A 13,731-nucleotide genomic window follows, 5' to 3' on the forward strand; every position below is an offset into this window, starting at 1 on the left:
GTTTGCCTCCGGCTTCCTTCAGATTCCACCTCACGGTGGACACCCTTGCCTTTAGCTAACAGTTCCTACTGCCAAGTCTGTAGTGGACTTTCACCACCAAGTTATCGCCCATGCCGGGCGCACATGCTAAAAAGCACTCGCATCACTGGGATACGAGTGCTTTATTATATGTTTATTTGACCGCATCGAAGTTTTTAGCTTTGTGAATCGTATTAGCGATGTCTTGGGCTAAATGAACTGTTTGCGGGCGGATCGCTTTTGGAATTCGGTAATTTTTCTTATTCATTGTAACAAATAATGCTTTGTCGTTTGCTTCCGTCATTTTTTGGAAGGGATGTTTAATGAATTGAGGCGTTGTGTGTCCCACACCGATTTCTAAAAAGACTATTTTTTTGCCTTCATTTTCTTTTAGAAAGGCTTCATAGCGATCTTTTTGTGCATGGAAATCGCCGTCTTCCACCATACCTTTTTCTTCATTTCGCTTGTTAATTTCAAAAGGTGCACCACATTTTGGACAGTGTGGTACTAATTCAGACGGAACTTTCATGTTCTCCTGTTGCTCCACCATCTCACGAATTACTGAATCGTCGCGGTAAGTTTGTTGATGACAGTGTTTTGAACATTGCCATAAACCATACTCACCTTGAATGTGAAAGACATGGTCACTATCATAATCGGCTATATCAAAGGCATTATCGGCATTAGTTGTAATAATATGGTAATTGCGTCCTTCTAACATGTCTTTTAAATCTAAGTACGACTGCCCTACTGGTTGATCTAAATAGTTTAAGACAACGAAGCGACTTTGAAATGCCCAATACTCTTCCACACTTTCAAAGTCAAACAGACTTGCTTGTAACATATCTAGTAGGCCGTACTTTTCAATGAAGTCAGGAAAGGCATCTGTAAAGCGCGATCCAATATATTTAAAGCCGTCTGCTGCTGACATTCCAGCTCCAATACCTACAACAATGGCATCCGCTTCATCAAGCAATCCTTGTAACACTTGTCCATCTTCTAAAGTTCCTTGCTCTGCTTCAAGGGTCTTCCAATAATTTGCCATCATGCGTCTCCTTTAATTAATTTCTTTTGATATATCGCTTCATCTTCGTCTTCATACACATTGAAAATCACTTTTAAATCTGTCTCATGATCAATTAAATAATCACGAACTGTCTTAATCGCAATCTCCGCTGCTGGCTCAGTCGGAAAGCCGAAGACCCCGGTTGAAATACAGCAGAAAGCAATACTTTCAAGTTGGTTATGATCAGCCATCTCTAAACATGCCTGATATGTTTGGGCAAGTAACTTTTGATTGATTCTTGTCACTCTGCCACTGGCAGTTGGCCCAACAGTATGAATGATATAGTTGGCTGGTAAGTGATAGGCTGGGGTCAATTTTGCTTTACCTACCGGTTCCTTCTTCCCTTGTTCAGTCATAATTTCGTGACATGCAAGTCGTAAACGAATACCCGCCTTTGTATGAATAATATTATCTATACAATTGTGATTTGGGATAAAACATCCTAACAGCTCTGAATTGGCTGCATTCACTATACTATCAACCGCTAAAGTTGTAATGTCACCTTTCCAAAGATAAATATTATCTCCTGCAACTGGCGTTAAATCTTCTAAAGCTACTGCTTCTTCTTGATTATTATTTGCTTTTAGAAAGCGGTCCTCATGTTCTAAGTACTCTTCCGAGATTGCTTTTGGTGGACGGACATTGACCAAATGACGCCATTTCTTAAAAGCATCTTCCGATTCTTCAAGTGTAGGGGCATCATCTTCTTTTGATAAATATTGGATCATCCATTCAAGATCTGCGGTTGCTTCCATATAACTCGTCCTTTCAATTTCACATTTTCATAGATAAAGTAGACGCACTTAAGTAAAGGGCTTGGCCCCTACTTAAATGCGTCCATGTATTGCTTATGCTTAAGCTTCTTCTAAAGCATTGAATGCTTCTTCGTCAACGTTAGTTAATTTTACTAACCAGTTCTCCTCTGTTTTCGCTGAGTTTAATAATTGAGGATTATCTTCCGCTGCTGTATTGCGTTCTACAATTGTTCCAGCAATGGGAGATGCAATCTCTAATACTGTCTTTGATGCTTCTAAGTTTAAAATCGCATCATCCACTTCTAAGTTATCTTCTTGGTTAAATTCCACAAAACCAACGGTTCCAACATCATCTTGTAATTCTGCAGACATACTCACTGTATAGTTATCGCCATCTTTAGTAATTAATAAAAAGTTCCCAATTCTTTCCATAATAATCTCCTTTATTTCAACTGATTTATACGTATTTTTTTATTTAATCTGTATTACTTTTATATATAACACTGTATCATATCCAAGTTAAAACTGAAAGGGTTTTACACTCTAAAAGTAATTATCTCAAGGTTTGGATTCCCTTCAATACAGGAGTGATACAGCCTCTATATTCTATTATATTTTATAAGAACAATAAAAGCACTTCCTGCACAAGTTGCGCTCGGAAATGCTTAAATCAGGGGTGCTTATTTCTTTTTGAATTTTACACCGTTTGCTTTTAATTGCTTAATGGTTTGTGGACCGATATGCTTCACGGCTAAGAGCTCTTTTTCAGTATATGCTGAGAAATCTTCAACTTTTACCAGTCCCATTTCTTGAAGTGTTACCGCCGCATTATGTACGACATCTGCCAGAACGGGTATTTCTAGATAGGACTTATAAGTAAATGGATTCGTTTGTGCTCGGTATTGCTTGGACGCGCCTGTAAACGAAATAACTTTCTCATTTAAATTCACCCGCTCATGCGGTTCTGCTGCTTCATACTCCTCCAACATCCAGTCAAACAAATACTCTGAGCTAACTACGACAGGTAAAATATCATTTAATGCAACCGCAATAGATTCAAAGGAATTCATTTGGAAATGATCAACTTCACCAAAACCTAAAATTAAATCCATTGGCCAAGAATCGTCCATAAATAATTGAAAGAGATTGTCATTTGCTTCTTCTAAATCTAAGAATAAATCTTTAGCATACGTCAAATTATTAGTCAAAGCTGCCACAACAAGCAATGGAATAATCATTCGATCATCTTCACTCGCTGGGTAAGGGACATCTGAGAACAGTTCATAGGCACTTTCAAAGTCATATGTCCGGCAATAAATCGACATAATATAATAACGTGCCCCTAAACTATCCATCTCGTCAATCTCATATAAGTTTTCAAAATGTTCTAACGTTTCTTCTAACAAGCCTTGTTTAAATAAAATCACGGCTAACATAAACTTTAATCTTAAGTAAGGACGTTCTTCATAATTTATCCAGCCGACTTGATCTGTTTCTTCCCATTTATGAAACGCTGTGATTTCCAGTTTACGAATTTGTTCAATTTGTTCAACTAAAGAGCCTTCAATGAGTTCTAAATGGGCGTTCCAATTTTCTGGCCACAACTCAATCGCTTCACGTAATAAAGCCTTGCGCTGCTTCTCATCATCGATACTCATTGATAGTTCGAGTAATTCTGCTGATTCCATTTCAGGTGTTGATTCTATCTCATTTTCTAGATTACCTTTATTATAAAACGACATAAAAGCTTCAATTGCTTTTTCAATATTTTCAAATTCATCTCCATACTGGTCAATAAATTGCTGTAATGCACGAAAAATGTTATCATCGTTACCAAAAGACATAACTCACACCTCATTTCAAATATTAGTTATAGTATACCGTTAATGGCATCATTTTAACAATATTTTCGAGAGAGTAAAAGGAAGAGAATATGAAGAAAATTCGACAGATTATCCAACATTATGATGCTAAAGCACTCGGAGTTCAAAGAGGTTACGCTGTTCTACTCCCGCTCATAAAAATAAAGGATGAATGGCATGTGCTGTATGAAGTTCGTAGTAAACATATCTCACAACCAGGTGAAACTTCTTTCCCTGGGGGACGCATTGAAACGGATGAATCACCTGAAGAAGCTGCTGTTCGTGAAACGATGGAGGAGTTAAATATCCAACGTGAGAACATTAACCTCTATGGGGAAATCGATTATATTATTGCTGCCAATCGAATTATTTATTGTTACGTTGGAGAAATTACCAGTGTGGCCTTTGAAGATATTTATCCAAATATTGAAGTAGAAAGATTGTTCACAATTCCTTTAGACCAGTTAATGGAAAACAAACCCACTTTTTATCAATTGAGTTTTGAGTATACACAAAATCAGGGTAAGGAAGAAAATCAGGAATTTCCATTTCATCTGATTAAGCAAGGTGAAAAATATCCCTTTAATGAAGTCAAACAAAAAATTCCTTTTTACCATTTTCCTGATGAAGTTTTATGGGGTTTTACCGCAAATTTCACTGACCGATTTATTCAAATTATTAAAGACGGTCAATAATGTACACAAAAGACGTTCAATCTCCAATAGAGAGACTGAACGTCTTTGTTTTTAAATTTGATATTCCCCGATACGGTTCCAATTTTTATCATGAAGAATAATACGAGCTGGCACGCCTACGGCCGTTGCATACGGTGGGACGTCTTTAAATACGACGGCACCGGCACCAATTTTGGCGTGATGACCAACAGTAATGTTACCTAGTAAAGTCGCGTTAGCTCCAATTTCAACATCATGTTGAATTGTTGGATGGCGCTTCTTACCTTTCTCATTCCCTGTTCCACCTAAAGTCACTCCGTGGTAAAGCTTAGCCCGGTCTCCCAGAATCGCTGTCTCACCAATAACCACACCCATACCATGATCGATAAAGATTTTCTTACCGAGCTTTGCGCCGGGATGAATTTCTATCCCTGTTTCAGTTCGAGACACTTCTGATAATTTGCGTGCTTCATAAATTTCACCTTCTAAGTAAAGTTTATGCGCTTCTAAATGATTTTTAACTGCTTTAAAGCCTGGGTATAAGTCAGTGACTTCCTCTACGCTTGTTGCGGCAGGGTCATTTTCATAAATGTATTGCGCGAGTTCAAGGGCTTCGTCTCTATAATTATTCTGCTTGTCCATCGCCGAAAAACCCAGAAGATAAGTAGCGTTCTCCACTATCTGGCAATACAACGACTACTTTCTTACCTTTCCCTAATTCTTTTGCTAAACGTAATGCTACTGCATAGTTCGCTCCAGAAGAAAATCCAGCTAAGATCCCTTGTGACTTCGCTAACTCAACAGCTGTATTAATCGCTTCATCGTTCGATACTGTCTCAATCTTATCAATGACAGATTGGTCAAGGATTTCTGGAATAAAGTTCGCTCCTAAACCTTGAATCTTATGCGATCCTGCTTCTCCTTTTGTTAAGATTGGTGAAGCTTCTGGCTCCACTGACCAGATAACTGTTTCTGGATTATTTTCTTTTAATACACGTCCTACACCTGTAATTGTTCCACCCGTACCAATACCTGCAACGAAACCATCTACATCCGGAACATCTTCTAATACTTCACGGGCAGTTGTTTCTTCATGTGAAGTTACGTTTGCTTCGTTTTTAAATTGGCCGAAGATTGGTGCGTTTTTCTCTTTAGCAATTTCTTCCGCTTTTTCACCTGCTAAACTCATTCCACCTGAAGCTGGTGTTAATACTAATTCTGCTCCATAAGCTTGCATTAGTTTACGACGCTCAACACTCATTGAGTCTGGCATTACGATAATAACTTTAATACCTAACGCTGCTCCAACCATTGCTAAACCAACACCTGTGTTACCACTTGTTGATTCAACGATTGTTCCACCTGGTTTTAGTTCACCTTTATCTAATAAATCTTGAATGATGTATTTTACAGGGCGGTCCTTCACTGATCCACTTGGATTATTCTTCTCAAGTTTTACATAAACATCTGCATAAGAATCATCTAGACCGTTGATTTTAACTACGGGTGTATACCCAATTGCGTCGACAACATTTTCAAATAACATATATAAATCCTCCTAATAATTTAGTTTAAATTTCAATCAAATATCTATTAGAATGGTAACGCTTTAAACGTTTAAAGTCAATGAAACCGCTCATTAAACTTTCATTATTGACCTTCAAAAAAGCGAAGGCAGGCATTGAGTTAAATGCAATGATGGGATAATGGTCGCAAGTGTGAATTGTGTCCTTAAGATTTTTCAAGGGCATAAAATCGTATATCGTGTCCCTGACTTTTTCTCAAGGACATTATCTGACCAAAAAAATCCTCAACAATGTAGTTAAAATAACTACAATTATTGAGGATTATACTGTCTCTTATTTCCAATAGTTGTTAGCTGCTGCAACTGTTTGGAAGTTAATCGCAACTACTTGCGAAGCGAATGTTAAGCTACCTGGGTTAGACGCATAAATCTGTCGTCAGGTGTTTCTGCTATTAAACTAGGTAGCCAAGTTTGCTTAGATATTTTATATAGAATACTTAGTTAATCCATGTTGGATACAATATAAATATAACTGACCATTTGCCATATATGGCATACGCACTGTCGGATCTTGTTCGGGATAAAGACGGTTCAAGAAATACTTATCCCCTTTAACATAAGCTGCAAAAAGAATGTGATGATTTCTTGTCATTTCATGATCAATGGTTATAAAATAATCAATATCAACCACTTCAGTCTTTATATTTGGAGCATGTTCATCTTCTACCACTTCAAGTTGAGTCAACTTTCTTCCACAGCAAAAGATTGATGCACTCCCTGTACTGACTAAAACATTGTGACATGTCGGACAGACGTAAAAGCGGATTTTATTTATATTCCCACCATCAGGTTCGTTTAGAGTCATTTCACCCTCCATTAAATCAACGACATCTGCTCCTAAAATGGTGGATAAATCTGCCCAGAGTGAAATATTGGGCGCTCCTAAACCACACTCCCACTTTGATATTGTCTTATTACTAATACTTAACGCATTCGCAATGTCTTGTTGAGTCAATCCTCTTTCCTGTCGTAATTGAGCAATCAAATTACCTATCTTAATATTATCCATGGTTCGCTTCCTTACCCCTTCTTCTATTCTTTATTTAATCTGCTTGCATAATGATCAGCTTCCAAGCATTCCATTAAAATGGCTTCCAATTTTTCTGTATAATCTACCGTCGAATCTTCATATTCTAATTCTTTAATGACTGAGAACTCAAAGTCTGCTTCACTATGTTCATTCCATAACACTTGTATTCTATGATTAGGGTGCCAGTTTGCCTTTAGCTTAAAGCGGTGACTATTTAAATCTGCTTGTATACTTTTAGATATGTCTAAAAAACGTTCTTTAGTTGAATTATTTTTAATGGAGATGATACCCATCTCTGGTTTTCTATTTTTATACTCATTTATTAATTGTTTTCTACTCTTTTTATCCATATACCCACCTCTAGACTATTTTAATCCTTACTGACTCTATTAACAATCCACGTACCGTAGACTAATTGTGACTCACTTTTTAGATAAACACGGTTGATAGGTTATCAACTCACCTTTACGCACCAAATGAAAAGTAGTTTGTCCAGCGTGCTTAATGTTTTACAAATAGACACGATAGTGAATTTAATACAATACCATTCTTAAATTTTTTAAGTTATTTATCTAACAAACAAAAAAAGAGGTCTACTGCTATGAACAGTAAACCTCTTGAATGTTGTATTAACAACGTTTCTATGCTATTAGTCTTCTTGTTTTGCGTTCTTGTCTGCGAAACCGAATTTTTTGTTGAAACGGTCCACACGTCCATCGGCTTGCGTGAATTTTTGACGTCCTGTATAGAATGGATGAGAATCTGAAGAAATCTCAACACGGATTAATGGATATGTGTTTCCATCTTCCCACTCTACTGTTTCATTTGATGTTTTTGTAGAACCTGATAAAAATTCAAAACCTGTTGATGTATCACGGAAAACTACTTGTGAATATTCTGGATGAATTCCTGCTTTCATATGTCTACTTCCTTTCTGCCGTGATTTATATGCTAAACCACAGTTAATTATTATGCATTTGCGTGCAACATCAGTATAATACCACGTTTGATATTTGAATGCAAAGACTTTTTTTAGTGTTGCGTTTCATCTTACAACACACCATAATAATAAACACCATAATGCTTAAAAAAACGACCAACCACTAATTGTTTGTTATTGCCATCAATCATTTATGTTATATTATGTCTAACGACGATGATTAGGAAAAATCAAGTGGAACGGATAGTATGAGTATTGGAGAAGAGGAGGTCTTTGAATGTCAAAAGAATTACACATAGCGATAGTAGATGATGAAAACATTCAACTCGATGCGATGAAGTCACTAATCAATCAAACAATCAAAGAAATGGGTCTACACGCAAAAGTATCCTCCTATTCAAGTGGAGAAGCCTTTCTTTTTGAGTTAGAAGACAACAAGGGCTTAGATATTGTATTCTTGGACATCGAGATGAAGCAGATTAATGGGTTGGAAGTGGCTAAGAAAATAAGAGAAATAGACCATGAAGTGACGCTCGTCTTTGCGACCGCATTCGCCGAACATGCCGTTCAAGGTTATGAAGTCCAGGCACTGGATTACCTACTCAAACCCATTGAAAGAGACAAAATTAAGCAAGTCATTCAAAGACATCTCGATAAAAAACCCTTAGTGAAAGAAACCTTAACACTGGAAGCAGAAGGTGAGATGCATAAACTTCTACTGGATGATATTCTGTACATTGAAGTCATTAAACGTGAATGTGAGATTCATTTAAACAATCAAGTGATAACCGTCACTCGTCCTTTAAAAGAATTGGAGGACAAGCTTAACGCTGACTTTATCCAGACTCACCGAAGTTACTTAGTCAATGTCGCTCACATCCATCGCCTATTAAAAACAGATGTTGAATTATCCAACGGACAAACCGTCCCTGTTTCTAGGCGTCTCGCTAAAACAGTTCAAGAAAAATTTAATGCCTTTAATAAAGGAGCGGTGTTTTACAATGACTGATTGGATAGGACTAACCGTCGTACTTATTATCCTTCTCAGTGCAGGGATAGTTATAGTTAGGCAAAAAAAGAGCATTGATTTTTATAAAATACAAGAGAAGGAACTCGACCAATACAGTGTAGAAGTCGAAACGATTTATAGACAGATGAGAGGCATTCGTCATGACTATCGCAATCATTTACAGGTGATGCACACCTTAATGAATGACCACCGTCTGGATGAACTGGATGCATATATTAAACAGCTGACCAATGAATTGAATCAAGTCGATACGATCATTCAAACAGGAAATACGATGATAGATGCCATCGTTAATACAAAGTTGACAGCTGCTAAACAAAAAGGGATTTCCCTCTATGCGACAGCCATTGCTCCAAATGAACTGGGTGTAGAGCATGTCGATTTAGCAATTATATTGGGTAACTTGCTGACTAATGCTATAGAAGCGACTGAGAAAGAATCCAGTTCTTCTGATGAACGTTTTATTCGTTTATACATAGCACCAATGAAAAACACGTTATATATTAATGTGACGAACACGATGACAGAGAATCCAAAACCTTCTCTGTTTTCATTAAAAAGCATCAACAGAAGAGGCTATGGCTTGTACCGAATTGACCAGGCAGTGGAGAGGTATCAAGGCATGGTCAACCGTAAATGGGAAGATGGCGTGTTTGCGACAGAAGTGACATTGCCGCTTAAAAACCGTTCGTAACCAAATACTAACCATTCATACACTTCTGAATAGGGAGTGTATTTTTTTTGGTAAGATACGATTGAGGTGATGAAGATGAAAGAAAAAGTGAAGTATACAAAAATTCTATTGAAGGAATTATATGCATTCAAACCGACAGTATTTATAGCCATTCTATTAGCTCCCCTTATTAGCGCGGCCTTACCCTTACTCCAATTGCTTTTATCTGCTTTTGTGATTCAGTGGTCAATGGAAGGGGTAGCGATTAGAGAATACCTACTAAGATTACTCGTATTTATTGCTCTTATTGGCATCGCTCAAATGGGTAACTACTATTTTATGCTCTACCAAGAAGAGAATATGAACCATTTGAGAGATTTCATGAGAAATAAAATTGAAACGAAGTATTTGAAGCTGGATTATCCGCTCATTATAGGAAAAGAAGCGCAGGAGAGATACAACAATGCCAGTGAATTGACCGATAACAACACGACCCTTTTTGGCCGATTAGTAACAGAAATTATTGAATTATGCAGTTCATTTCTAGGGGTTGTTTTGTATATCAATATATTAAGTCAATTAGAATCTCTGTTTCTTGTTTTAGTGGGTGTGTTTCTGCTCATCGTTGTCTTCTTTAACGTATGGCAAGTGAAGATGGACCGGAAATTATTTCAAGCGAAAGCAGCCAATTCTCAAAAATTACGTTACTTGAAAAAAGTGTATGGGGAATCCCGTATCACTAAAGATGTACGTATTTTCCAGATGAAAGACTGGTTCAAGCAGATTGAAGATAAAACAATTGCGGAATACCACCGGCTTATCAAACCGAAAGTAAAGTTGACATGGACAGAAAGTACTCTGGTAAATATAGGGATTATCGGTCTATCTGCCTTATCTTATATTAGAAGTGTTCAATTGATTGCGGCAGGAGCGATTCCGGTTTCTAGCTTTGTCATCTTTGCCGGGTCTGTCACGATCTTAGCTCAAACCATCATGACTTTAGTCAACGCTATAGGCAAAATGAATACGAGTTTAAACGAGACAAAAAAATATGATGACTTTATGTCTCAAGGTCAAATATTTAACCATGGAGAAGGCAGACCTTTGCCAAAAGAACCTCTGTCGATTGAATTAAAAAATGTGACCTATACTTATCCAAATAATGATACATCAACGATAAACAATGTATCTTTAACCATTAAACCATACGAAAATTTAGCTATAGTAGGAGAAAACGGGGCTGGGAAATCGACACTGACTAATTTAATTGCCGGTTTACTTAAACCAGATACTGGAGAAATTTATATTAACGGAGTAGCTCAGAGTGAGTTTAACATTTCAGACTATTATGCTTTATTTGCGCCTGTATTTCAGGAGAAATTTTTATTGACCTATTCCATTAAAGAGACGGTCATTCAAGGCTTGCCCTTTGATGAATTAAAGTATAATCGTGTCTTGAAACAAAGTGGCTTGACTGACATCATTTCAAAGTTCAAGTCAAGAGACGAGACAAAAATTGTGCGCGCTGTTTATCCAGATGGAGTGAATTTGTCGGGAGGGCAGTTACAAAAATTGAAACTAGCTCAAGCCTTATATAAAGACGCACCCGTTCTCTTACTGGATGAACCGACTGCGGCTTTGGATCCGATCGCCGAACATCAGATTTATCAGGATTACTTCCAGTTTTCTAAAGATAAATTATCTATTTTTATATCTCACCGACTTTCGTCTACCCGTTTTTGTGATCGCATTATTTACATCAAAAATGGAGATATAACAGAAGTCGGAACGCACGAAGAATTAATGGCTGAGCAAAAAGATTACTTTAAGCTTTACGAAGCACAAGCCTATTACTATAAACATGATAAGGAAGAAAAAGAGGAAGAAGACGAGCCAGTCGTAACAGGAGGGGTGATTTAATGGAAAAGCTGACCGTGTATAAACGTGCCTTTAAAGATTTGTTTAGAGTTGGCAAAACTTACTATGTTCTGTTCTTTGTCCAATCATTGGCGAGATACAGTTTGCCTTTTATCGGCTACATCTATATGACCCAAATTGTGGATGCCTTAACAAGAGATGACATGACACGCATCCCTTCTTTAATCATGCAGTATTTGGTCATCTTGTTGGTGTTGCAACTGATTTCTGGATGGATAGACCCGCTAATCACTCATGAGGATTCTCTGTTTTTTAGAAAACTCTTTGCTGAACCAAATAAAAAGATGTTAACTATGCATTACCATTATGCGGAAAGTTCAGAAGTAAGAGAAGAATTAGAAATCATCAACCGAAATATGATGAGCAGCCAATCTTCTCTTCCGATGATCAATGTCCGTATAAAAGAAATGATGCCTGGATTGGTCAGTATTATATGGGGGGTTATTTTACTCACTCCGTTATTTAGAGTAGACACCGGCTTACTACCAGACGACTTTTGGTGGATGCACCCAAGTCTTGTTATCAGTGTCTTTCTTCTACTGATTGGAATCAGTGTATGGATTCAAATCGCGTCATCCAAAAAATCAGGTGAACGGCTAAAAGCGCTTCTTGCGGAATTGAAAGAATCTAATGCCCGATTTTTCTATGAAGATGGGATCCTTCAGGACTTTAAGTCCGGAAAAGAAATGCGCCTCTACAATTTAACTGAAAAAATGATCGAAAATAAAAGAGCTGAGTCTGAACAGACAGGGAGATTACTGTCTGAAAACTATAAACGCTTTCGATCCATGATGATCCCTACTACCGGCTTATTTCAGGTGATGACCTATTTGACCTATGCCTATGTCGGCTTGCTTGTTTTAATCGGAGCTTTACCTGTTGCTTTGATTATTCAACTTTCCAGCGCACTCAGTCAAATGGTCTCTGCTTTACCAGATGTTATCCAGCACGGCATGATGATGATTTCTTCACCAGGTGAATTAGAGCAGTATTATGCATTCATGGACTTGCCTGATGAAGAGGTCGTCGGCAGTTTACCTGTAGAAAAAAGGTTAGATAATGACTATCATTTCGCAATAGAGAATATGAGTTTTTCTTATCCCGGCTCAGATGAAACAGTCCTAAAGAACATCACTGAAAAGTTTGAAGTCGGTAAAAAGTATGCCATAGTTGGAGAAAATGGCTCAGGTAAAACAACGTTTATTAAGCTACTGATTCGTTTATATGAACCGAGTGAAGGGACAATAAAAATGAATAAAATCGATGCCCATAAGTATGATTTAAGAGAATACTTCAATCTGTTTGGCGTTGTCTTCCAGGACTACCATCTAGTCGGATTTTCATTGGGACAAAACGTTTCTGTAAAACCCTCTTTTGATAGAAAGAAAGTGTTGTCTACCTTAGATAAAGTCGGGTTAGGCGACTTCGTTAGAAATCTACCCAATCAGGAAGAAACCTACCTGGGAACAGAATTTGAAGAATCAGGCGTCAGTGTCTCTGGGGGCCAAGAACAGAAAATAGCCATCGCTCGGTCTTTATATAAGGATGCGCCAGTTATGATTTTAGATGAGCCGACCGCTGCACTGGACCCAATGACTGAATTTAAAATATATCAAAACTTTGATAACTTAGTAAAAGATAAAACAGCTTTTTATATTTCCCATAGACTCTCAAGCTCCAAATTCTGCGATGAAATACTCGTCTTTGATCAAGGGGAGATCGTACAAAGAGGCACACACAAAGAACTGGTGAATGAAAAAGGAAAGTACCAGGAATTATGGAGTGCACAGGCACAGTATTATCAGTAAGTAAGAGTGAAAGTGAGAGAATTGAAGTTTAGCGTTTTTTGTTGACATGAACTCCATTTTTTTCGTTAAAAATGCAGTTCATTGGTAAATGCCAAAGCTGAACTCAACATTTCTGTTTGAAAGTGAAGTTCAGCAAATAATAATCTACTAAACTCAACTTAAAGCAGAAATATTTAATAAGAATTTGGTGTGTTGCATTTCATCTTACAACACACCTTTTTTATTTTCGCCGATTGTAAAATTAAGCTAGACAACTAAAACAGCCATTTGTGGTACACTCAACTTGTAATTCCGACCAAAGAATACAAAGGAGTGACCACAAATGACCTACACCCATCTTACCACGGATGAA

General features: G+C 37.4%; 15 protein-coding genes. 5 read left to right on the forward strand and 10 right to left on the reverse strand.

Annotated features, from left to right (window positions below; all coding sequences use genetic code 11):
• Positions 1-172 precede the first annotated feature (172 nt).
• From ACEN33_RS10115 to ACEN33_RS10130, 4 genes are all read right to left on the reverse strand, one after another.
• Positions 173-1,063 carry an SIR2 family NAD-dependent protein deacylase gene (locus tag ACEN33_RS10115; RefSeq protein WP_407089093.1) on the reverse strand — a complete coding sequence of 297 codons (891 nt, stop codon included), beginning with the start codon at positions 1,061-1,063 and terminating at the stop codon, positions 173-175.
• Entirely contained in the window at positions 1,063-1,839 is a 777-nt protein-coding gene (locus ACEN33_RS10120; protein WP_407089092.1) for a protein-ADP-ribose hydrolase, read from the reverse strand. Before ACEN33_RS10120 ends, ACEN33_RS10115 begins: the two co-directional genes overlap by 1 nt.
• 99 nt (positions 1,840-1,938) lie before the next feature.
• On the reverse strand, positions 1,939-2,271 hold the full coding sequence (locus ACEN33_RS10125; RefSeq protein WP_407089091.1) for a glycine cleavage system protein H: 333 nt from the start codon (positions 2,269-2,271) through the stop codon (positions 1,939-1,941).
• Between the two features lie 248 nt (positions 2,272-2,519).
• Positions 2,520-3,683 carry a tetratricopeptide repeat protein gene (locus ACEN33_RS10130; protein WP_407089090.1) on the reverse strand — a complete coding sequence of 388 codons (1,164 nt, stop codon included), beginning with the start codon at positions 3,681-3,683 and terminating at the stop codon, positions 2,520-2,522.
• An 89-nt stretch (positions 3,684-3,772) separates the two neighbouring features.
• Between ACEN33_RS10130 and ACEN33_RS10135 the strand changes: the two genes are divergently transcribed.
• A complete protein-coding gene (locus ACEN33_RS10135) occupies positions 3,773-4,396 on the forward strand; it encodes an NUDIX hydrolase (protein WP_407089089.1) in 624 nt (207 codons plus the stop codon).
• A 51-nt stretch (positions 4,397-4,447) separates the two neighbouring features.
• On the opposite strand, the gene epsC is transcribed toward ACEN33_RS10135, so the two are convergent.
• From epsC to ACEN33_RS10165, 6 genes are all read right to left on the reverse strand, one after another.
• Entirely contained in the window at positions 4,448-5,017 is a 570-nt protein-coding gene (gene epsC / locus ACEN33_RS10140; protein ID WP_407094999.1) for a serine O-acetyltransferase EpsC, read from the reverse strand.
• Positions 5,001-5,921 (reverse strand): cysteine synthase A, encoded by a 921-nt coding sequence (gene cysK / locus ACEN33_RS10145; protein WP_138404512.1) that lies wholly within the window; start codon positions 5,919-5,921, stop codon positions 5,001-5,003. Before cysK ends, epsC begins: the two co-directional genes overlap by 17 nt.
• A gap of 313 nt (positions 5,922-6,234) precedes the next feature.
• On the reverse strand, positions 6,235-6,330 hold the full coding sequence (locus tag ACEN33_RS10150; RefSeq protein ID WP_138404543.1) for a hexameric tyrosine-coordinated heme protein: 96 nt from the start codon (positions 6,328-6,330) through the stop codon (positions 6,235-6,237).
• 54 nt (positions 6,331-6,384) lie between these two features.
• Positions 6,385-6,969 (reverse strand): helix-turn-helix domain-containing protein, encoded by a 585-nt coding sequence (locus tag ACEN33_RS10155; RefSeq protein ID WP_138404513.1) that lies wholly within the window; start codon positions 6,967-6,969, stop codon positions 6,385-6,387.
• 23 nt (positions 6,970-6,992) lie between these two features.
• On the reverse strand, positions 6,993-7,340 hold the full coding sequence (locus tag ACEN33_RS10160) for a GIY-YIG nuclease family protein (RefSeq protein WP_338487132.1): 348 nt from the start codon (positions 7,338-7,340) through the stop codon (positions 6,993-6,995).
• A gap of 299 nt (positions 7,341-7,639) precedes the next feature.
• Positions 7,640-7,909, reverse strand: coding sequence for a type B 50S ribosomal protein L31 (locus tag ACEN33_RS10165; protein ID WP_138404515.1), 270 nt, complete (start codon positions 7,907-7,909; stop codon positions 7,640-7,642).
• Positions 7,910-8,207: 298 nt separating this feature from the next.
• Between ACEN33_RS10165 and ACEN33_RS10170 the strand changes: the two genes are divergently transcribed.
• The 4 genes from ACEN33_RS10170 (at position 8,208) to ACEN33_RS10185 (ending at position 13,379) form a co-directional block, all read left to right on the forward strand.
• A complete protein-coding gene (locus ACEN33_RS10170; protein ID WP_407095001.1) occupies positions 8,208-8,939 on the forward strand; it encodes a LytR/AlgR family response regulator transcription factor in 732 nt (243 codons plus the stop codon).
• Positions 8,932-9,654 (forward strand): sensor histidine kinase, encoded by a 723-nt coding sequence (locus tag ACEN33_RS10175; protein ID WP_218930311.1) that lies wholly within the window; start codon positions 8,932-8,934, stop codon positions 9,652-9,654. Before ACEN33_RS10170 ends, ACEN33_RS10175 begins: the two co-directional genes overlap by 8 nt.
• A gap of 75 nt (positions 9,655-9,729) precedes the next feature.
• Complete coding sequence (locus ACEN33_RS10180; RefSeq protein WP_171031302.1) at positions 9,730-11,553, forward strand: ABC transporter ATP-binding protein; 1,824 nt, start codon at positions 9,730-9,732, stop codon at positions 11,551-11,553.
• Positions 11,553-13,379 (forward strand): ABC transporter ATP-binding protein, encoded by a 1,827-nt coding sequence (locus ACEN33_RS10185; RefSeq protein WP_138404519.1) that lies wholly within the window; start codon positions 11,553-11,555, stop codon positions 13,377-13,379. Before ACEN33_RS10180 ends, ACEN33_RS10185 begins: the two co-directional genes overlap by 1 nt.
• Positions 13,380-13,731: the final 352 nt, after the last annotated feature.

Source organism: Ruoffia sp. FAM 24228 (genome assembly GCF_045528575.1).
Classification (GTDB): Bacteria; Bacillota; Bacilli; order Lactobacillales; family Aerococcaceae; genus Ruoffia; species Ruoffia halotolerans.